This is a genomic window from Pluralibacter sp. (genome assembly GCF_019237635.1).
In the GTDB taxonomy this organism is placed as follows: domain Bacteria; phylum Pseudomonadota; class Gammaproteobacteria; order Enterobacterales; family Enterobacteriaceae; genus Enterobacter_B.
In genome coordinates, this window is record NZ_JAFAGS010000096.1 from 1 (window position 1) to 20,335 (window position 20,335).

At 57.0% G+C, this 20,335-nt stretch carries 17 protein-coding genes; 8 read left to right on the plus strand and 9 right to left on the minus strand.

Annotated elements, in window-relative coordinates:
* Together JO226_RS11325 and JO226_RS11330 are read right to left on the minus strand one after the other, a co-directional pair.
* Nucleotides 1-1,055, minus strand: a 1,055-nt coding sequence (locus JO226_RS11325) for a lytic transglycosylase F (RefSeq protein ID WP_293580962.1), incomplete at its 3' end; no start/stop codon positions are given.
* A 125-nt stretch (nucleotides 1,056-1,180) separates the two neighbouring features.
* A complete protein-coding gene (locus JO226_RS11330) occupies nucleotides 1,181-1,462 on the minus strand; it encodes a YjcB family protein (protein WP_293580963.1) in 282 nt (93 codons plus the stop codon).
* A 471-nt stretch (nucleotides 1,463-1,933) separates the two neighbouring features.
* Between JO226_RS11330 and JO226_RS11335 the strand changes: the two genes are divergently transcribed.
* Nucleotides 1,934-3,520: an EAL domain-containing protein gene (locus JO226_RS11335; protein ID WP_293580964.1), complete on the plus strand. Its 1,587-nt coding sequence runs from the start codon at nucleotides 1,934-1,936 to the stop codon at nucleotides 3,518-3,520.
* On the opposite strand, the gene soxS is transcribed toward JO226_RS11335, so the two are convergent.
* Nucleotides 3,505-3,834, minus strand: a complete 330-nt coding sequence (gene soxS / locus JO226_RS11340; protein WP_013368051.1) for a superoxide response transcriptional regulator SoxS — start codon at nucleotides 3,832-3,834, stop codon at nucleotides 3,505-3,507. The genes JO226_RS11335 and soxS overlap by 16 nt on opposite strands.
* Nucleotides 3,835-3,919: 85 nt before the next feature.
* Here soxS and soxR point away from each other — a divergent pair, with 85 nt between their 5' ends.
* From soxR to JO226_RS11360, 4 genes are all read left to right on the plus strand, one after another.
* Entirely contained in the window at nucleotides 3,920-4,378 is a 459-nt protein-coding gene (soxR, locus tag JO226_RS11345; RefSeq protein WP_013368050.1) for a redox-sensitive transcriptional activator SoxR, read from the plus strand.
* 653 nt (nucleotides 4,379-5,031) lie between these two features.
* A complete protein-coding gene (gene ghxP, locus JO226_RS11350; RefSeq protein WP_293580967.1) occupies nucleotides 5,032-6,381 on the plus strand; it encodes a guanine/hypoxanthine transporter GhxP in 1,350 nt (449 codons plus the stop codon).
* Nucleotides 6,382-6,781: 400 nt separating this feature from the next.
* Nucleotides 6,782-7,240, plus strand: coding sequence for a hypothetical protein (locus JO226_RS11355; protein ID WP_293580969.1), 459 nt, complete (start codon nucleotides 6,782-6,784; stop codon nucleotides 7,238-7,240).
* Nucleotides 7,241-7,461: 221 nt separating this feature from the next.
* Entirely contained in the window at nucleotides 7,462-9,108 is a 1,647-nt protein-coding gene (locus JO226_RS11360; RefSeq protein WP_293580971.1) for a Na+/H+ antiporter, read from the plus strand.
* Between the two features lie 37 nt (nucleotides 9,109-9,145).
* Here JO226_RS11360 and JO226_RS11365 read toward each other — a convergent pair whose 3' ends face one another.
* Entirely contained in the window at nucleotides 9,146-10,033 is an 888-nt protein-coding gene (locus JO226_RS11365; protein ID WP_293580973.1) for a LysR family transcriptional regulator, read from the minus strand.
* A gap of 102 nt (nucleotides 10,034-10,135) precedes the next feature.
* Between JO226_RS11365 and JO226_RS11370 the strand changes: the two genes are divergently transcribed.
* On the plus strand, nucleotides 10,136-10,546 hold the full coding sequence (locus JO226_RS11370) for a CidA/LrgA family protein (RefSeq protein WP_293580975.1): 411 nt from the start codon (nucleotides 10,136-10,138) through the stop codon (nucleotides 10,544-10,546).
* Nucleotides 10,539-11,228, plus strand: coding sequence for an LrgB family protein (locus JO226_RS11375; protein WP_293580977.1), 690 nt, complete (start codon nucleotides 10,539-10,541; stop codon nucleotides 11,226-11,228). Before JO226_RS11370 ends, JO226_RS11375 begins: the two co-directional genes overlap by 8 nt.
* Nucleotides 11,229-11,263: 35 nt before the next feature.
* Here the strand turns inward: JO226_RS11375 and actP are convergent, their stop codons facing one another.
* The 3 genes from actP to acs form a co-directional block, all read right to left on the minus strand.
* Nucleotides 11,264-12,913, minus strand: coding sequence for a cation/acetate symporter ActP (gene actP, locus JO226_RS11380; protein WP_293580979.1), 1,650 nt, complete (start codon nucleotides 12,911-12,913; stop codon nucleotides 11,264-11,266).
* Nucleotides 12,910-13,224 (minus strand): DUF485 domain-containing protein, encoded by a 315-nt coding sequence (locus JO226_RS11385; protein WP_293580981.1) that lies wholly within the window; start codon nucleotides 13,222-13,224, stop codon nucleotides 12,910-12,912. The genes actP and JO226_RS11385 overlap by 4 nt, the downstream gene beginning before the upstream one ends.
* A 107-nt stretch (nucleotides 13,225-13,331) precedes the next feature.
* Complete coding sequence (gene acs, locus JO226_RS11390) at nucleotides 13,332-15,290, minus strand: acetate--CoA ligase (RefSeq protein WP_293580983.1); 1,959 nt, start codon at nucleotides 15,288-15,290, stop codon at nucleotides 13,332-13,334.
* 416 nt (nucleotides 15,291-15,706) lie between these two features.
* Between acs and gltP the strand changes: the two genes are divergently transcribed.
* Nucleotides 15,707-17,020 carry a glutamate/aspartate:proton symporter GltP gene (gltP, locus tag JO226_RS11395; RefSeq protein WP_293580984.1) on the plus strand — a complete coding sequence of 438 codons (1,314 nt, stop codon included), beginning with the start codon at nucleotides 15,707-15,709 and terminating at the stop codon, nucleotides 17,018-17,020.
* A gap of 39 nt (nucleotides 17,021-17,059) precedes the next feature.
* Here gltP and JO226_RS11400 read toward each other — a convergent pair whose 3' ends face one another.
* Nucleotides 17,060-17,728 (minus strand): tetratricopeptide repeat protein, encoded by a 669-nt coding sequence (locus JO226_RS11400; RefSeq protein ID WP_293580986.1) that lies wholly within the window; start codon nucleotides 17,726-17,728, stop codon nucleotides 17,060-17,062.
* 185 nt (nucleotides 17,729-17,913) lie between these two features.
* On the minus strand, nucleotides 17,914-20,061 hold the full coding sequence (fdhF, locus tag JO226_RS11405) for a formate dehydrogenase subunit alpha (RefSeq protein ID WP_293580988.1): 2,148 nt from the start codon (nucleotides 20,059-20,061) through the stop codon (nucleotides 17,914-17,916).
* Between the last annotated feature and the right edge of the window lie 274 nt (nucleotides 20,062-20,335).

Below are 20,335 nucleotides of genomic sequence, written 5' to 3' on the forward strand. Positions count from 1 at the left end.
GCGGCCATCAGCAGCCAGTCTACGTCATACTCATTGCCGTACTTTTTGAACAGCTCCACCATCGCCAGGAATTTGCGCCGTTCTTTCTCCGCCGCCGCATTTTTGACGTATTTAGCGTCCTTCAGATAGCGCAGAAAGATGGTATTACCCAGCGTGCTGCCCTGGCCGTTATCTTTGATGAAGGTATTCAGCAGCGCGAGCAGCTGCGGGTTGTCCTTGCGTACCGCCCAGGCAATACTGGCGTTATCACGCAGCACGATGTTTTCGTGTATCTTAATTTTTGGAAATACCTGTTTCCAAAAAATGGCCTTATGACGATCGACGACGATCAATGGAATCAGGCCCGCGCTCAGCATTTCAATCAGATCTTCGTCTTCAAGCGCTTCCGGCGCCGCTTCCAAAATGACCGGAGGGCGCGATTCTTTCGCAAAGTGTTCATTCAGCGCCGTCAGGCTTTCGTAGTAGCTCGATGAGGGCCGCACAAAAACCGTTTTACCGGAAAGCTCCTCCAGGTTCTCTACGTTGGGAGAGGCGGGGCCGGAAAGCAGGAGTTCCTTCACATTCGGGTAGAGCGGGTCGGTAAACGTCACCTGCATCTGGCGGCCGGGGGTGATGGTGAGGTTGGCGGCGGCGATATCGCCTTTGCCTTCGTTAAGCGCGGTGAAGAGCTGATCGCGGGCGACAGGAACGAAGAGGATGCGCACTTTGAGATGGCGCTGCTTCAGCTTGTTCTCTTTTGCCAGCCGGGTGTTAAGGTCGCGTTCAAACACAATAAACAGGTCATGGGTGGCGCCGCGCTGGGTGCCTTTGTCGATAAAGAAAAAGGTTTTGCTGTACGTTGTTAATACCCGGATCACCCGCCTGTCGAGCATGCCGGGAAGATCCCCTTTCCAGGGTTTCAACATGTCGTTCATGTTGACTTCCAGCGCTTCGCGCGCCTCTTGCGGCGGCGGCTTATCCGGTGCGGGCGCTGCGCGAACGGCGCCGACGAGCAGCAGGGTGGTGAGGCAGGTAAGGCTTGCGATGATGAATCGCTGCAAAGAGATGACATTCATGGAGTGGCACTCCGCATGGTGCATCTTTTTATTCTAGCCAAAACAGGACTAACTGTAGGGGAAAGGGCGCGTGGCGGAGGGGGAACTCACGATAAAAAACGCCTCCCGCAGGAGGCGCAGGGTCATCAGGCCAGTACCATCGGCCATTCAGGCGGCATCTGGTTCATCGTCTCGATCATCACGCTTTTGATGTTACCCCAGACGGCGGCGATATCGACAAGCGTGATGCCGAGCAGGCCCGTCGCGAACCAGCATGCCGCCGCGATGCCGAGGCAGTTGCTCATGACAGCAAGACCGGCTAAATCAGATTTACGCAGTTGGATATTCAGCGTGCTGGCCAGAAACATCAGCCCGGCGCTCACCAGCGACCAACGCAGCAGCACGACGCTGGCGGTAATTGAAGCCATGAAACTCCCCTTCTGAGAAAACGTGCCGGAGATAGCGCGCTGTTGCTTCCCTGTACGGGGAGGACTGGCTATCGTTTGGCATTCAATAAGTTAATGAAACAAAAAACTCTGTTTCATTTTAATGTGTGAACTATATCACGATTGGTGTTTTATTCACCAGCGAATTGCCGGGCTTTTTGTGCGGTCAATGGCGGAAAACCACCACAAGGCGGTGAGGAAAACGCGGCTGGATTTTCTGCTGGCAATTCAGACAGCATTCATCTTTTTGACTTAATTAATAATGAACGTAATGAAAACGTCGGCTTCGCTTTCAGTTTGGCTTACGGACACATATTATCATCATCATCTGATATGTGTATTTTGCTGTAAAAAGAGAGTTGCTAATACTGAATGATTCATGCAACGTAATCCCCTGTTAAAAAAGCATTCAGCCTGGAAAACAAGTGCGCAAAATGCAGGGATGTAGCTGAAATGAATCGTAGTGCGCGACGTCAGATGCTACGGGGGATTGGGCTTGTCACGGTCGTGTTATTACCCGTGATGCTCGCGCTTGGGTTCGCGCACATCAGAGCCGAGGCGGAAACGCACGCTCAGCTGCGCACGTTCGCCCATCTGGTGCTGGCGAAAACGGAACATGTGATTCGTCAGGCGAACTTAGCCTACGATGCGGCAGAGCAATACCACGGTGAAATCTGTACCCCGCAACATCAGCAACAGATGCTGAATATTATTCGCGGTCGTTTATATGTCGCTGACTTAATTTATGCCAGCGACGACCAATTTTTATGCTCAACCGCCGTTCGTCCGGATAAACCCTGGGTGATGCCTGCCGCCAATTACCGTCGTAAACCCGATGTCGCCATTTATTATTACCGCAATACGCCGTTCTATCCTGGCTATAACATGACCTATATGCAGCGAGGGCAATACGTCGTCGTGGTTAACCCGCTCTCTTATGGCGAGGTGATTACGGATGATGCGTCCCTGGCGTTCGGTGTTTACGATACAAAAACGAATGAGTTCTTTTCGGGCAGTGAGAATGCAAACCTGGCATCGTTCAAATCGCTGCTCCGCGATAACGACTATGCGTTTGAACGCCGCGATCGGTTTTATACCATTGCGCTTTCGCCGCATCGTCCTGTCGCCATTATTGTGTCGTCGTCAAATGCGCGCTATTACCAGAATTTCCGCCATCAGGCGACGCTGACGCTGCCGCTCGGTCTGATTTGCAGTGTGCTGATTCTGCTGGTGTGGTCGCGTACGCAGCAGCGGTTCAACGCGCCGCAGCGCCTGCTGATGCGGGCATTAACCCGGCGTCAACTCTGCCTGCACTATCAGCCTATTATCGATATCAGAACCAACCAGTGCGTCGGTGCGGAGGCGCTGCTGCGCTGGCCCGGCTTTGACGGCCCGGTGATGAGCCCGGCGGAATTTATTCCGCTGGCGGAAAAAGAAGGGTTTATCGAGCAGGTGACGGACTACGTGGTGGAGTGCGTCTTTACCGACCTGGGCTTTTTCCTGCAAAACAACCCGCAGCTGTCTATTTCCATTAATCTTTCCGCCTCGGATTTTCACTCCCCGCGGCTGATTTCATTAATCTCGGAGAAGGCGCGGCAATACCGGGTGCGGGCGCAGCAGATTAAAATCGAGGTCACCGAGCGGGGCTTTATCGACGTGCCGAAGACCACGCCAGTGATCCAGGCGTTTCGTCAGGCGGGCTATGAGGTGGCCATTGATGACTTCGGCACCGGCTATTCCAACCTGCATAACCTGTACGCGTTGAACGTGGATATCCTGAAAATTGATAAATCGTTCGTCGATACGCTCACCACCAACAGCACCAGTCACCTGATTGTCGAGCACATTATCGAGATGGCGCAGAGCCTGCGGCTCAGGGCGATTGCGGAAGGCGTCGAAACGGACGAGCAGGTCGCCTGGCTGCTCAAGCGCGGGGTACAGTACTGTCAGGGATGGTATTTTGCCCGGGCGATGCCACCGCAGGAGTTTATACAGTGGCTTCAGCGCCCGGCGCAGCAGGCCGTTCAGGCCGAAATCTGATGGCGGTAGTCGCTCGGCGTGCGATCGAACTCGCGGCGGAACACGCGTGAGAAGGTCTGCTGCGAGACATACCCCAAATCCATCGCAATATCAAAAATAGGGCGCTGGGTGGTTCTTAGCGCTTCTGCCGCCAGCAGCAGCCGTCGCTGGCGAATATAGTCGCCCAGCGTCTGGTGCGTTACCGTGCGGAACATCCGCTGCAGATACCACTTTGAATAGCCGGATTTTTTGGCGACTACGTCAATGTTAAGCGGTTGATCGATATGTTCATCAATCCATTCAATCAGCGTTTGAATTATATCGTGATGGGACATAAGCGGCCTCTTTCTCAAATCTCGATTCGTCGTTTTGTCTGCGGGTGAGTATAATTCCTCAAGTTAACTTGAGGTAAAGCGCTTTATGGAAAAGAAATCTCCCCGCATCAAAATGCTGCTGACGCCCGGCGAAGTGGCGAAGCGTAGCGGCGTTGCCGTTTCGGCGCTGCATTTCTATGAAAGCAAAGGACTTATTCAGAGTACCCGCAATGCGGGCAACCAGCGGCGCTACCGCCGCGACGTGTTGCGCTATGTGGCGATCATCAAGATTGCGCAGCGCATCGGTATTCCGCTGTCGACCATCAGCGATGCCTTTGGCGTTCTGCCTGAAGGCCATACGCTCAGCGCAAAAGAGTGGAAGCACCTCTCGTCCCAATGGCGCGAGGAGCTGGACCGGCGTATCCACACCCTGGTGGCGCTGCGTGATCAGCTCGACGGTTGTATCGGCTGCGGCTGCCTGTCGCGGCGGGACTGTCCGCTGCGCAACCCGGGGGATAAGCTCGGTGAAAAAGGCCCAGGCGCGCATTTTATGGATGACGAATAAAACGAAAGCGCCACAGAGGGCGCTTTCGTGTTTCCCGGTCTTTGTCTTTCACTCTATCCCGCTGGTTCACGGGAGGGTCTCCCCCGACATCAGCACCCCTCAGTAGATCACATGTGGGTTGGAGGTTCCGGATTGTGCTGACACTTTAATTCTATTCCCTGCGGGTGGATTTGCCACCTGCAAGGGTGATTTTTTCGGCAAAACTTTTCCCGCAAACGGCGCCAGCTTCGTCCGTTATTTTGAATAACTGAACCTGTGCGCCATCTCACAGAGCGCAGAAATGAAAATGAACCACCACAAAAATGTTGCCAGATTGCGCATTGACGATAACGTTTGCGCACACGTTGTCGATTTCTTCGCCGTCATAAGCGAAATTTAACGAAATGGCGCAAACATCAGTTGAAAATGGCCTGCTAAAAGCCAGATAATCGTTTGCCTTTTTTACCCGACGCCTTCCGGACGCTGTTTTTGCCAGCCAGAAAGGTCGAAGGGCACTCGTTGAATACCGTTTTTTTCTGCGCGGAGTTAATCGTTTGCTTTTTGCGGCTCCCCTTTGCCGCGATGCAGCATATTTGGAGATGACGCTTAACTAACAGTGGATGCTCCACCACGCAGACGGACGGATGATAAAAAACTCTCAGGGGATGTTTGCTATGTCTACGCCTTCAGCGCGTACCGGCGGTTCATTAGACGCCTGGTTTAAAATTTCTGCTCGCGGCAGTACGGTTCGTCAGGAAATCGTCGCCGGTTTAACCACCTTCCTGGCGATGGTGTACTCCGTCATTGTCGTACCAGGCATGCTCGGTAAAGCCGGTTTTCCGCCTGCGGCTGTGTTTGTCGCGACCTGTCTGGTGGCGGGCATCGGTTCACTGGTGATGGGGTTGTGGGCAAACCTACCGCTGGCGATTGGCTGCGCCATTTCGCTGACGGCGTTTACCGCCTTCAGCCTGGTACTGGGTCAGCACATCAGCATTCCGGTCGCGCTCGGCGCGGTGTTCCTGATGGGCGTGCTGTTTACGGTGATTTCCGCCACCGGCATCCGTAGCTGGATCCTGCGCAACCTGCCGCAGGGCGTTGCGCACGGCACCGGCATCGGTATCGGCCTGTTCCTGCTGCTCATCGCCGCCAACGGCGTGGGCCTGGTGATAAAAAACCCGCTGGACGGCCTGCCGGTCACGCTGGGCCACTTCGCCAGCTTCCCGGTCATTATGTCGCTGGTGGGTCTGGCGGTAATCATCGGCCTGGAAAAGCTGAAGGTGCCGGGCGGTATTCTGCTGACCATTATCGGCGTCTCGGTTTTCGGCCTGATTTTCGATCCGAACGTGCATTTCACTGGCGTCTTCGCCATGCCGTCGCTAAGCGATGACAAAGGCAATTCGCTGATTGGCAGCCTCGATATCATGGGCGCGCTGAACCCGGTCGTGCTGCCGAGCGTGCTGGCGCTGGTGATGACCGCGGTGTTTGACGCTACCGGCACCATCCGTGCGGTGGCCGGCCAGGCGAACCTGCTGGATAAAGACGGCCAGATCATCAACGGCGGTAAAGCGCTGACCACCGACTCCCTGAGCAGCGTGTTTTCCGGCCTGGTCGGCGCAGCGCCTGCGGCGGTCTACATTGAATCGGCAGCCGGTACGGCGGCGGGCGGCAAAACCGGCCTGACGGCGATTACCGTCGGCGTGCTGTTCCTGTTGATCCTGTTCCTGTCGCCGCTTTCTTATCTGGTGCCAGCCTACGCGACGGCCCCTGCGCTGATGTACGTCGGTCTGCTGATGCTAAGCAACGTTGCGAAAATCGACTTTAACGACTTCGTGGACGCGATGGCTGGCTTGATCACCGCTGTTTTCATCGTGCTGACCTGTAACATCGTTACCGGCATCATGATAGGCTTCGCCTCGCTGGTGATTGGCCGCATTGTCTCCGGCGAATGGCGTCGACTGAATATCGGCACTGTGCTCATCGCGCTGGCGCTGGTTGTCTTCTATGCGGGCGGCTGGGCTATCTAAGTCTGACGCTCTGCATTCCTGTAACGGGTGGCTTCGGCCGCCCGTTTTTGTTTTATGTCGCTGAATGTCATCCCTTTCAGGGCTTTTGCGAACATGATTCCAGAAATGATAATATCCCTGCTTACCGCATGGGAAAGGATTGTCGTCGGGGAAGTCCGGCAGTATGTTGCCTGGGCACCTGCATCATCAGGTGTCGGGATTAGCATCCTGGAAACCTTATCGACAACGCATTTCGTGTGTGTTGTATGCTTTGCTTCATCTCAATGGTGGGCTGAGCGGGGGCATCGTCAGATGCGCTGGTTTCCGATAAGGCCAGTAATGCTAACTCCGTTCAGCCTGCCACCCGCGAAATTAGCATTTCCGGTGGTGGGATAGACATCCCTTATCGGAGGCTGCCACTATGGCGATGACCCCAACCCTCGATCCGGCGTTATTTACCGCGCCCTTTACCCACACCACGGATTTTACCCGGCTTGCCGACACCTGCGAGTGCTTTGCTGAAGCGCTGGTGGAATGCGACGACCCGCCGCTGAAGATGGCGCTGTGCGGCAGGCTCTTTGCCTGTCTTGCGCTGCTGCAGCCCACGTTGCTGGACCCTGTTCCGGCGCATCTTGTCGACAGCCTGACCGTGACCGAACTCCCTGCGTCGATGCCCGTCTTTGAACCTGAGGCCGATCAGATGGCGGAGTGGTGTCAGGCATTAACACACCTGCTGATGAGCGGCTCCCTCGCGCCAGAGCAGGAAAGGGCGTTTGGCAGTCTGCTGTATGACCTGGTGCGCTATTTTTCTGAAACGCTGAATGCGCCGCGCTGGCTGCGTACGCCGCAGGGCATCGTCAGCCTGGAGGATTTTCACTGAAGGGCAAGAGAACCGACCCGCCGGGAGGCGGGTTGCCTGTGAAGGAGGCAACGTGTCTGGCGTGAGTTTAGCGGTTCTCATCAGGCTCATTCATCCCTGATTTTACTTTCAATCCTTTCCCCCCTGTTTTTTAGGGCACATCCTGTCGTGCTTTGCGATAAGCTGGAGGGCGTATCATCATGACGCTGCATAAGAAATAAGACATCGCAAACAGGGATAGCATGGAAATCTTCTTCACAATACTCATCATGACCCTCGTGGTCTCACTGTCCGGGGTCGCCACCCGCGTTCTTCCCTTCCAGGTACCCCTTCCGTTGATGCAGATTGCCGTCGGCGCGTTGCTGGCATGGCCAACGTTTGGGTTGCATGTGGAGTTTGACCCGGAGCTGTTTCTCGTCCTGTTTATCCCGCCGCTGCTGTTTGCCGACGGCTGGAAAACGCCGACACGCGAATTTCTTGAACATGGACGAGAGATCTTCGGCCTCGCGCTGGCGCTGGTGCTGGTGACGGTGGTCGGCATCGGCTTTCTCATCTACTGGGTGGTGCCGGGCATTCCGCTTATTCCGGCGTTCGCGCTGGCGGCGGTGCTGTCGCCGACCGATGCGGTGGCGCTTTCCGGCATCGTCGGCGAAGGACGTATTCCGAAGAAAATCATGGGGATTTTGCAGGGCGAGGCGCTGATGAACGACGCGTCCGGCCTGGTCTCGCTGAAGTTCGCCGTGGCGGTCGCCATGGGAACGATGGCGTTTACCGTCGGCGGCGCGGCCGTTGAATTTTTCAAAGTGGCGATTGGCGGCATCCTGGCGGGCTTTATCGTCAGTTGGCTGTACGGGCGCTCAATGCGTTTCCTGAGCCGCTGGGGCGGCGATGAACCGGCAACGCAAATCGTCCTGCTGTTCCTGCTGCCGTTCGCCTCCTACCTGATTGCGGAACACATCGGCGTGTCCGGCATCCTGGCGGCGGTGGCGGCGGGGATGACCATCACCCGTTCCGGCGTGATGCGTACGGCGCCGCTGGCGATGCGCTTACGTGCAAACAGCACGTGGGCGATGCTGGAGTTCGTCTTTAACGGCATGGTCTTCCTGCTGTTGGGCCTGCAGCTGCCGGGGATTCTGGAGATGTCGCTGGTGGCGGCGGAGGCCGACCCGAACGTCGAAACCTGGATGCTATTTGCCGATATTCTGCTTATCTACGGCGCGCTGATCCTGGTGCGTTTCGGCTGGTTGTGGACGATGAAAAGATTCAGTCTGCGCTTTTTGCACCGAAAGCCGATGGAGTTTGGTTCCTGGACCACCCGCGAGCTGCTGATTGCCGCATTTGCCGGTGTGCGCGGGGCGATTACCCTGGCCGGTGTGCTCTCCATCCCGCTGCTGCTGCCGGACGGCAATGTGTTCCCGGCGCGCTACGAGCTGGTGTTCCTGTCGGCGGGCGTTATCCTCTTTTCGCTGTTTGTCGGCGTGATCATGCTGCCGATTCTGCTGCGCCACATCGACGTGGCGGACCACTCGCAGCAGCATAAAGAGGAGCGGCTGGCGCGTGCGGCAACCGCGGAGGTGGCGATTGTTGCTATCCAGAAGATGGAGGAGCGCCTGTCCTCCGATACCCTGGAAAATATCGATAACCAGCTGCTGACCGAGGTCAGTTCGCGCGTTATCGGCAACCTGCGCCGTCGGGCGGACGGGCGTAATGATGTGGAAACCTCCATGCAGGAGGAGAGCCTTGAGCGGCGTTTTCGCCTGGCGGCGCTGCGCTCTGAGCGCGGGGAGCTGTACCACCTGCGCGCTACCCGGCAAATAAGCAACGAGACGCTGCAAAAGCTGCTGCATGATCTCGATCTGCTCGAAGCGCTGCTGATTGAGGAGCAGTAAGCTCCGTTTTCCCTCTCCCGGGCGCCGGGGGAGGGGTTCAGCTTTCCGGCGGCCAAAACCCCTCACAGCACGTCAGCCACGCCTGGGCGCTGTGCGACAGGTAGGTGCCTTCCCGCCAGATCATCCCCAACTGCCAGTACAGCTCGCTGTCGAGCGGGATCCAGCGCAGGGTTCTGGCGTCCAGCCGCTGGCAAATCGGCTCCGGCAGAATCGCAATACCCACGCCTGCCTGCACCATCGCCGCGAGAAAATCCCACTGTCCGCTGCGTACCGCGATGCGCGGCTTAACGCCATGCTGAGTAAACAGCTGCATCAGCTGGCGGCTCAGGGCGAAGTCTTCGTTATAGATAAGCAGCGGATGTTCGGCCAGTTGCGCCGGACTGAGGGTGTCTACCGTCAGCCATTCGCCGGAGCGCGGCACCAGCACGCACAGCGGGTGGCGGAACAGGGGCTGCGTCGTCAGGCCGCTTTCGTCATCCACCGGCAGGGCGGTCAGCGCCAGATCCAGTTCGCCGTTCATGACCGCCTGCTGCACCGTCAGGCCGCCGAATTCCGAAATCTTCAGCTCCACGCCTGGATAGCGCTGGCGGAACAGGCCGATCGGCCCGGCCATCATCATGCCGACCATCGGCGGGATGCCGAGCCGCAGCAGCCCTTTGTTGAGATGGTTAATGTCGCTAAGCTCGGCCTCAAGCTGGCGAAATTCAGCCAGAATCGCCAGCCCGCGTTCAAACACGACGCGACCGGTATCGGTCAGCAGTAGCTTGCGGCCATCGCGGATAAGCAGGATACAGTTGAGTTCATCCTCCAGATTTTTCAGCATCTTGCTGATGGTTGGCTGCGTCACAAACAGCTTCTCTGCCGCCCGGGTGAAGCTCTGCTGGCGAACCACCTCGACAAAGTAACGCAGCGTTCTGATATCCATAACTATTCCTCGAAACTATACCCTCAATGATTTTAATTCATTTCAGTCACCCGCGTGGGCTCACTATACTGAGCGCCTTCACTTTTTTTGGGAATTCCTTTCATGGCTGTGGCCTCAGGGCGCGTAACGCCTGCCGTTTTGCATCATCTTCAGGTTCCGGTTCAGGTACTGCTGTATGCCGGGTTGTTTATTCTGGCGGAACATCTGGTGGCATGGGGGCATCTGCCGCTGCCCGCGAACCTCGTCGGTATGGTGCTGATGCTGGCGCTGATTGTCTGTCGTATCGTTCCCCTGAAGTGGGTGCGCGCCGGGTCGCGCTGGTTGCTGGCGGAAATGCTGCTGTTCTTTGTACCTGCGGTGGTGGCGGTGGTGAATTATGCGCAGCTGCTGATGGTCGATGGCTGGCGGATCATGCTGGTGATTGGCCTAAGCACGCTAATGGTGCTGGGGGCGACCGCCTGGGTGGTGGATAAGGTCTATCGCTACGAACTGCGCAGGCTCAACCATGAGTAATTTTCAGCTTAGCGTACTGTGTCTGGTGATAACGCTCGGGCTCTATTTCGCCAATAAGCGGCTGTACCGCCGCTTTCGCAAACTGCCGCTGATGCCGCTGGTGTTCACGCCGCTGCTGCTGGTGCTGATGCTGGTGTTCGGCCATATCTCGTACCAGAACTACATGGGCGAAGCGCACTGGCTGCTGTGGCTGCTGGGTCCGGCGACCATCGCCTTTGCGGTGCCGGTTTATGACAATATGGCGGTGATTAAGCGCCACTGGATGTCGCTTTCAGCAGGCGTGGTGACCGCCACCGTCGTGGCGGTCACCAGCTCCGTCTGGCTTGCCCGGTTGTTCACGCTGCCCGATGAGATTCAGCGCAGCCTCGCGGTACGCTCCGTCACCACGCCCTTTGCGCTGGCGGCGGCGAAACCGCTCGGCGGACAGCCTGAGCTGGTGGCGCTGTTTGTGGTGGTCACCGGGGTTTTCGGGATGGCGGTCGGCGATATGCTGTTTATGCGTCTGGCTATTCGCGAAGGCATGGCCAAAGGCGCCGGGTTTGGCGCCGCGTCGCACGGCGCGGGAACCGCACGCTCTTATGAGCTGGGGCCGCAAGAGGGCGTGGTGGCAAGCCTGGTGATGATGCTTTCCGGCGTGGTGATGGTGTTGGTCGCGCCGCTGGTCAGTTGGGTGATGTTCTGAAAACGCTCCCCGGCCAGCGGCCGGGGAGGCGTGGGTTAGTGCGAGTGGCCCTGGGCAATGCCCAGACCGGTTTGTGAACGAATAAACTGCGCGCGGAACTGCTCGCGTTCGCGAGCGCCTTCTGCAGAGTTATCGGTCGCCGAGAAGAACCAGATACCGATAAACGCGACGGCGATAGAGAACAGCGCCGGGTACTCGTACGGGAAGATGGCTTTTTCGTGACCGAGGATCTGCACCCAAATTGTCGGGCCGAGGGTCATCAGCACCACCGCCGTCAGCAGCCCCAGCCAGCCGCCAATCATGGCGCCGCGGGTCGTTAACTTCGACCAGTACATGGACAGCAGAATAATCGGGAAGTTACAGCTGGCGGCAATGGAGAACGCCAGTCCTACCATGAAGGCAATGTTCTGTTTTTCAAACAAAATACCGAGCATAATCGCCACAATACCCAGCACCAGCACGGTGATTTTCGACACTTTCAGCTCATCGCGCTCGGTTGCGCCTTTGCGGAACACGTTGGCATACAGGTCATGAGACACCGCCGACGCGCCCGCCAGGGTCAACCCGGCGACCACCGCCAGAATAGTGGCGAACGCCACGGCGGAGATAAAGCCAAGGAACAGGTTGCCGCCGACCGCATCCGCAAGGTGTACCGCCGCCATGTTGTTGCCGCCAATCAGCCCGCCTGCCGCATCTTTGAAGGCCGGGTTCGCCCCGACCAGCACGATGGCGCCAAAGCCGATGATAAAGGTCAGGATATAGAAATAGCCCATAAACCCGGTGGCGTAGATCACGCTCTTGCGCGCTTCACGCGCATCGCTGACGGTGAAGAAACGCATCAGGATATGCGGCAAACCGGCGGTACCGAACATCAGCCCGAGGCCGAGCGAGAGCGCGGAAATCGGGTCTTTCACCAGCCCGCCAGGGCTCATAATAGCCTCGCCTTTCGGGTGAACCGCCATGGCTTCGGTAAACAGGTTGTTGAAGCTGAAGCCGACGTGCTTCATGACCATAAAGGCCATGAAGCTGGCGCCGAACAGCAGCAGGATGGCTTTGATTATCTGCACCCACGTGGTGGCGAGCATGCCGCCAAACAGCACGTACATCACCATCAGCACGCCGACCAGCACCACCGCGACGTGGTAGTTGAGGCCGAACAACAGTTCGATAAGCTTACCGGCCCCGACCATCTGCGCAATCAGATACAGCGCCACCACCACCAGCGAGCCGCAGGCGGAAAGGGTGCGGATGGGGCCCTGCTTCAGGCGGTACGAGGCCACATCAGCGAAGGTATAGCGTCCGAGGTTACGTAAGCGTTCGGCAATCAAAAACAGAATGATTGGCCAGCCGACGAGGAAACCGAGCGAGTAAATCAGCCCGTCGTAGCCGGAGGTATACACCAGCGCGGAGATCCCCAAAAACGAGGCGGCAGACATATAGTCGCCGGCAATCGCCAGCCCGTTCTGGAAGCCGGTGATGTTGCCGCCCGCGGTGTAGTAATCACTGCGGGAGCGGACGCGTTTGGAGGCCCAGTAGGTGATGTACAGGGTGAACGCGACGAAAATCAGGAACATGATGATCGCCTGCCAGTTGGTCGGCTGGCGCTGCACGTCGCCAGTAATGGCGTCGGCGGCGTTAGCCGCAAGGGGCAGCGTGGCGGCAAGCGCCGTCAGAAGCTTTTTCATGATGCTTTTACCTCGCGCAGAACGGCCTGGTTAAGACGATCAAACTCACCGTTCGCCCGCCAGACGTACACGCCGGTCAGCAAAAACGAAATGACAATCACGCCAATACCGATGGGGATCCCTCGGGTGACGGTGGTACCCGCGTGCAACGGGGTACCCAGCCAGCCAGGGGCAAACGCGATCAGCAGGATAAAGCCAACATAAATAACCAGCATAATGATCGACAGAAGGGTGGCAAACCGTTGCCGTTTTTCAACTAACTCCCTGAAATGCGCACTATCTTCTATCTGCTGACAAATATCTTCATTCATCACAGAGTCTCCAGAGGTTTCTTTGGGTAGTGTTTTTGTTATGCAAATCAGAACGCGGTACGGTCCTCTCTCCTGTACGGGAGAGAGGACGGTGGGGGAATATGCCGTTATGACGGCATGGTGATGGACTGCTTTTCTTCCAGCAGTTTTTCCACGACGCCAGGATCCGCCAGCGTCGAGGTATCGCCCAGATTGCTGGTGTCCCCGGCGGCGATTTTGCGCAGAATACGGCGCATTATCTTGCCGGAGCGGGTTTTCGGCAGCGAGTCGGTCCAGTGCAGCACGTCCGGCGTCGCCAGCGGGCCAATCTCTTTACGCACCCAGTTGCGCACCTCGGCGTACAGCGCTGGTGACGGCTCTTCGCCGTGATTCAGCGTGACGTAGGCGTAAATGGCCTGTCCTTTGATGTTGTGTGGAATGCCCACCACGGCGGCTTCGGCGATTTTCGGATGCGAGACCAGCGCGGATTCAATCTCGGCGGTGCCCAGACGGTGGCCGGACACGTTCAGCACATCGTCGACGCGCCCGGTTATCCAGTAGTAGCCGTCTTCGTCACGGCGCGCGCCGTCGCCGCTGAAGTACATGTTCTTGAAGGTCGAGAAATAGGTCTGCTCAAAGCGCTCGTGGTCGCCGAACAGCGTACGCGCCTGGCCCGGCCAGGAGTCGGTGATGACCAGGTTGCCCTCGGTCGCCCTGTCGAGCGGATTCCCTTCGTTATCCACCAGCGCAGGCTGAACGCCGAAGAACGGATGCGTCGCCGAACCGGCTTTCAGCTCCGTCGCGCCCGGCATCGGGGTAATCATGAAGCCCCCGGTTTCGGTCTGCCACCAGGTGTCCATCACCGGGCACTTCTCGTTGCCGATTTTCTTCCAGTACCACTCCCAGGCTTCCGGGTTAATCGGCTCGCCGACGGAGCCCAGAATACGCAGGGATGAACGGTCGGTGCCCTGAATGGCTTTATCGCCTTCGGCCATCAGCGCGCGGATCGCCGTCGGCGCGGTGTAGAGAATGTTGACCTTATGCTTATCAACGACCTGGCACATGCGCGCCGGTGTCGGCCAGTTCGGCACCCCTTCAAACATCAGGGTAGTGGCGCCGCAGGCCAGCGGCCCGTAAAGCAGGTAGCTGTGGCCGGTGACCCAGCCCACGTCGGCGGTGCACCAGTAAATATCGCCCGGATGGTAATCAAAGACATACTTAAAGGTGGCGGCGGCATACACCAGGTAGCCGCCGGTGGTGTGCAGCACGCCTTTCGGCTTCCCGGTCGAGCCGGAAGTGTAGAGGATAAACAGCGGGTCTTCGGCGTTCACTTCCACCGGCGTATGCTGGTCGCTGGCGTTGTCGATAAGGTCGCTCCACCACAGGTCGCGGCCGTCGTTCCAGGCGATGTTGCCGCCGGTACGCTTGAGGACAATGACGTGTTCAACGCTTTTCACGTTCGGGTTTTTCAGCGCGTCGTCGACGTTTTTCTTCAGTGGGATCGCCCGCCCGGCGCGCAGACCTTCGTCTGCGGTGATGACCAGACGCGAGCTGGAGTCAACGATGCGCCCGGCGACCGCTTCCGGCGAAAAGCCGCCGAAAATCACCGAGTGCACGGCGCCAATGCGCGCGCAGGCCAGCATCGCCACAGCCGCTTCCGGGACCATCGGCATATAGATAGCGACAACATCGCCTTTTTTAATGCCCAGCGATTGCAGGGTATTGGCAAAGCGGCAGACGTCGCGGTGCAGTTCCTGATAGCTGATGTGTTTGCTCTGGCTGGCGTCGTCGCCTTCCCAGATGATGGCGGTCTGCGAACCGCGTTCGGCCAGGTGACGGTCGAGGCAGTTGGCTGCCAGGTTCAGGGTGCCGTCTTCATACCATTTGATCGAGACGTTGCCTGGGGCAAAAGAGGTGTTTTTGACTTTCGTGTAAGGGGTCATCCAGTCAAGGATTTTACCCTGTTCGCCCCAGAAGGCGTCAGGATCGGTGACGGACTGCTGGTAGTTCGCCTTGTACTGTTCCGGGTTAATCAGGCAGTGTTCCGCAATCGGAGCGGGAATAGGGTGTTTATGTATTTGGCTCATGGCTTTTTTTCTCCTTGCAAGATGTTAATAATATGTCTCTAAAACGTTAATTGAAGAGGTTTTGACAGCTTTGTTTATTATTTGGGCGGCAGATCACGCATTGACTGTATGGTATGAAAATCAATCAAATGAATCTTTGAAGACAAATAATTACCTTAATGAATTTATAGATTTATTTATAAAAAAACTGTTTCTATAACAATCAGTTATTTTTGATATTTGGCTGAAATTCGCGATATCCCACGCTAACTTAGGAAAAAGCACGATTCCTTAAGACTTGCGCAGAATGCCATGCAGGTGGTACTGATACTGCGCGTTAAAAAACCCTGCAAACAAACGCAACACAATCCACCCCCCTGTTCCGAGGGAGCCATCCGCTTGCGGAATGGCGTTCTGTATCGAGGAAGTCTGTAGTTATGAAAAAAGCGAAAGTCAGCCTGGCCTGGCAGATTCTGCTGGCGCTGGTGCTGGGAATTCTTTTGGGGAGCTATCTGCACTACCATAGCGATAGCCGCGAATGGCTGGTCATCAACCTCTTATCACCGGCCGGCGACATCTTCATCCATCTGATTAAAATGATCGTGGTGCCCATTGTTATCTCTACGCTGGTGGTTGGTATCGCCGGGGTCGGCGATGCGAAGGCGTTGGGCCGTATCGGCGTGAAAACCATTATCTATTTCGAAGTGATCACCACGGTGGCCATTGTGCTGGGGATCACGTTGGCCAACGTGTTCCAGCCCGGCGCAGGGATTGATATGTCGCAGCTGGCGACCGTGGATATCTCTAAATACCAGAGCACCACGGCGGATGTGCAAAGCCATGCTCATGGCCTGATTGGCACGATTCTGTCGCTAGTGCCGACCAACATTGTGGCCTCGATGGCGAAGGGCGATATGCTGCCGATCATCTTCTTCTCGGTGCTGTTTGGTCTTGGGCTGTCGTCGTTGCCTGCCGGTCACCGCGAACCGCTGGTCACGGTGTTCCGTTCTATCTCTGAAACCATGTTCAAAGTCACCCATATGGTGATGCGCTATGCGCCGGTGGGGGTCTTCGCCCTGATCTCGGTGACCGTGGCTAACTTTGGTTTCGCCTCGCTGTGGCCGCTGGCGAAGCTGGTCATCCTGGTGTATGCCGCCATCCTGTTCTTTGCGCTGGTGGTGCTGGGGCTGGTGGCGCGGATGTGCGGCCTGAGTATCTGGATCCTGATTCGCATCCTGAAAGATGAGCTGATTCTGGCGTACTCCACCGCCAGCTCAGAGAGCGTGCTGCCGCGCATCATTGAGAAGATGGAAGCCTACGGCGCTCCGGCGTCGATCACCAGCTTCGTGGTGCCGACGGGTTACTCCTTTAACCTCGATGGCTCAACGCTCTACCAGAGTATCGCCGCTATCTTCATTGCGCAGCTGTACGGTATCGACCTGTCGTTGGGCCAGGAGATAATCCTGGTGCTGACGCTGATGGTAACGTCGAAAGGGATCGCCGGGGTGCCGGGCGTCTCCTTCGTGGTGCTGCTGGCGACCCTGGGCAGTGTCGGGATCCCGCTGGAAGGGCTGGCGTTTATCGCTGGTGTCGACCGTATCCTTGATATGGCGCGTACGGCGCTGAACGTGGTGGGTAACGCGCTGGCGGTGCTGGTGATCGCCAAGTGGGAACACAAGTTCGACCGTAAAAAAGCGCAGGCCTATGAGCGCGAAATGCTCGGAAGTTTTGATAAAACGGCCAATCGCTAATCGTGATCTGCCGGGCGGCGCTCAGGCGCGCCCGGCAGATTATTCGCCGCTCAGGCGGTCGAACTCCTCGCAGCCGGTATCAAACCCTTCCGTACAGCTGACGTTAAACCAGTTCAGCGCTTTTTGTTTATTCGGCACGATAAATCCCTTCTCCCCCAGCTCAAACATCATGCCCGCCCAGTATTCGGCATAACCGGTGCGCGAGAGCGACGAGCTGCGTTTGAACCAGAAGGTGGCTTTATCGTCGTCCTGCGTCACGTTAACGCCGTTGGCGTAAATCAGGCCAAGCAGCATCTGCGCGTCGACCGCTGAGTCGCTTTCCTCATCCTCGGCGGCTTTTTGCAGCAGCGCGATGGCCTGCGGGTAGTCCGTTTTGCCCACCTGATCGTTGACCAGAATCCTCGCCAGGATGATTTCCCCGGCTTTACTGCCCGCCTGGCTCGACTGCTGCGCCAGCGTCAGCGCCTGCGGGAAACTGGTTTTTAGCGTCATCTGCGCCAACAGTGCCAGCGCATCGGCATCGCCGTTCTGCGCGGCTTTTTCCGCCCAGTAGCGAGCCTGGGTTTCATCGCCGGAGCTCAGGTAGGTATCGGCAAGATAGTATTGCGCGCGCCTGTCGCCAGCTTCGGCCTGGGCTTTGTACTGTGTGCCAATCTCATCGGCGTGGGCCAGCAATGGGAGAAATAAAAGCAAAAAGAAGCGTTTCATTTTTTATCGTCATCAAAACAGTTGCGCGCAGTATAAATGGCGAACACGAAGAATAAAACGGCTGCGTTAATACCTTACTGTGCAGAAAGACACGTTTTTTTCCTGGAAAGGGGGTGAAGAAGACTGAATGAATAAAAGGGGTGAATGAATCACCCCTTTTATATTTATCAATGAATTACGGGATATTATCCTAACGCGCTTTCACGCAGCCGGGATTTTAATTTCGTATATTCATCAATGACGTACTGCTCGGCGGCACGCTGGTCGGCAATGGGCTCCACGCGAACGGCGCAGTACTTGTACTCCGGCGTTTTGGTAATCGGGCTTAAGTTTTCCGTCACCAGCTCGTTGCAGGCGCCAATCCACCACTGGTAGGTCATGTAGACCGCGCCTTTGTTCGGGCGATCGCTGACCTGCGCGCGGGTGATGATTTTGCCTTTACGCGAGTTAACCCACACCAGCGCTTCATCCTGAATACCCAGACGCGCCGCGTCTTCGGTATTGATTTGCGCGTAGCCCGGTTCATCCGCCAGCGCCGCCAGCGCCGCACAGTTGCCGGTCATAGAGCGGCAGGAGTAGTGGCCGACCTCGCGCACCGTCGAGAGCACCATCGGGTACTCGTCGGTGAGCTTATCGATAGGGGCAACCCAGTCACAGGTGAAGAACTTCGCGAGGCCATTTGGTGTATCAAACTTCTCTTTAAAGAGGTAAGAGGTGCCCATGTCGGCGTCGGACGCATCGCGGCATGGCCACATGATATAGCCCAGCTCGCCCATTTTTTCGTAGGTCGCGCCGTAGAAATCCGGACACAGATGACGCAACTCGTCCCAGATTTCCTGGGTGTTGTTGTAGTGCATCGGATAGCCCATCCGGGTGGCGATTTCGCTGATAATCTGCCAGTCCGTTTTGAGATCCCACTTCGGCTCAACGGCTTTGAAGAAGCGCTGGAAGCCGCGGTCGGCGGCGGTGTACACCCCTTCATGCTCGCCCCAGGAGGTGGACGGTAAAATGACGTCGGCCGCCGAGGCGGTTTTGGTCATAAAGATGTCCTGGACGATAACCAGCTCCAGATCCTCGAACGCCTTACGCACAGCGGACAGCTCTGCATCGGTCTGCAGCGGATCTTCCCCCATGATATAAGCGGCGCGAACCTCGCCGTGCGCCGCGCGGTGCGGCAGCTCGCTGATGCGATAGCCGGTGTGTTCCGGCAGGCTCTCCACGCCCCAGGCCTTCGCGAATTTCTCGCGGTTTTCCGGGAACTTGACGTACTGGTAACCCGGATAGGTATCCGGCAGCGCGCCCATGTCGCAGGCGCCCTGGACGTTATTCTGCCCGCGTACCGGGTTAACGCCGACGCTCGGCTTGCCGAGGTTGCCGGTCAGAATCGCGAGGCTCGTCAGCGACCGTACGGTTTCCACGCCCTGATAGAACTGGGTCACGCCCATGCCCCACAGGATCGCGGCGGATTTGGCGTTCGCATACATGCGGGCGCATTCGCGGATTTCCCGGGCGCTGACGCCGGTAATCGCTTCTACCGATTCAGGCGTATAGCCTTCGACGATTTTGCGATACTCCTCGAAGCCTTCAGAACGGTTGGCGACGAAGGATTTGTCGTAAAGATCCTCTTCGATAATGACATGCCCGATGGCGTTGAGCAGCGCGATGTTCGAGCCGTTCTTCAGCGCAATGTGCATGTCGGCAATGCGCGCGGTTTCAATTTTGCGCGGATCGCAGACGATAATCTTCGCCCCATTGCGTTTGGCGTTAATCACGTGATTCGCCACAATAGGGTGTGAATCTGCCGGGTTATACCCGAAGATAAACACGAGATCGGTGTTATCAATCTCTGTGATGGCATTACTCATGGCGCCATTACCGACCGACTGGTGCAGACCTGCAACCGATGGGCCGTGTCAGACGCGAGCGCAGCAGTCGACGTTATTGGTGCCAATAACGGCGCGTGCGAATTTTTGCATCACATAGTTGGTTTCATTACCCGTACCGCGTGAAGAACCGGTGGTCTGGATGGCATCCGGGCCATATTTCGCTTTGATGGCGCTGAGGCGCTCCGCGACATAGTTCAGCGCCTCATCCCAGGAGACGGCCTCCAGTTTGCCACCGCGCTGGCGGCGAATCATAGGGGTTTTCAGACGGGGCGTCAGGATCTGGGTATCGTTGATAAAATCCCAGCCATAATAGCCTTTCAGGCAAAGCGTCCCCTGATTGGTTTTGCCTTGCGCAGCCTCCGCCCGGATGATTTTGCCGTTATCGACGACCAGGTTTATCTTGCAGCCTGATGCGCAATAAGGGCAAACCGTGACGACTTTTTTCATCGGTTTCGCTCCAGTTAAACAATACGCACGAATGCGGTCACATCACTGTAATGCATCTTTTATGCCATGTTTCTGATGTGGGTATTCCCTGATGTTAAGGCCGAAAAGCGGGTGTTTTACTGACGAAAAACAGACTCTCGTCAGTTTTGACGTGTCGAAATTCGGCGAGATGTGACAGCGGTTAAAGATTTATCACCCGAAGGTGGAATTGGCTGGAGGGGACCGCAGACTCGATCAGACTGACGCCATCACGGGCAGGACAGGCTCTTGTGCT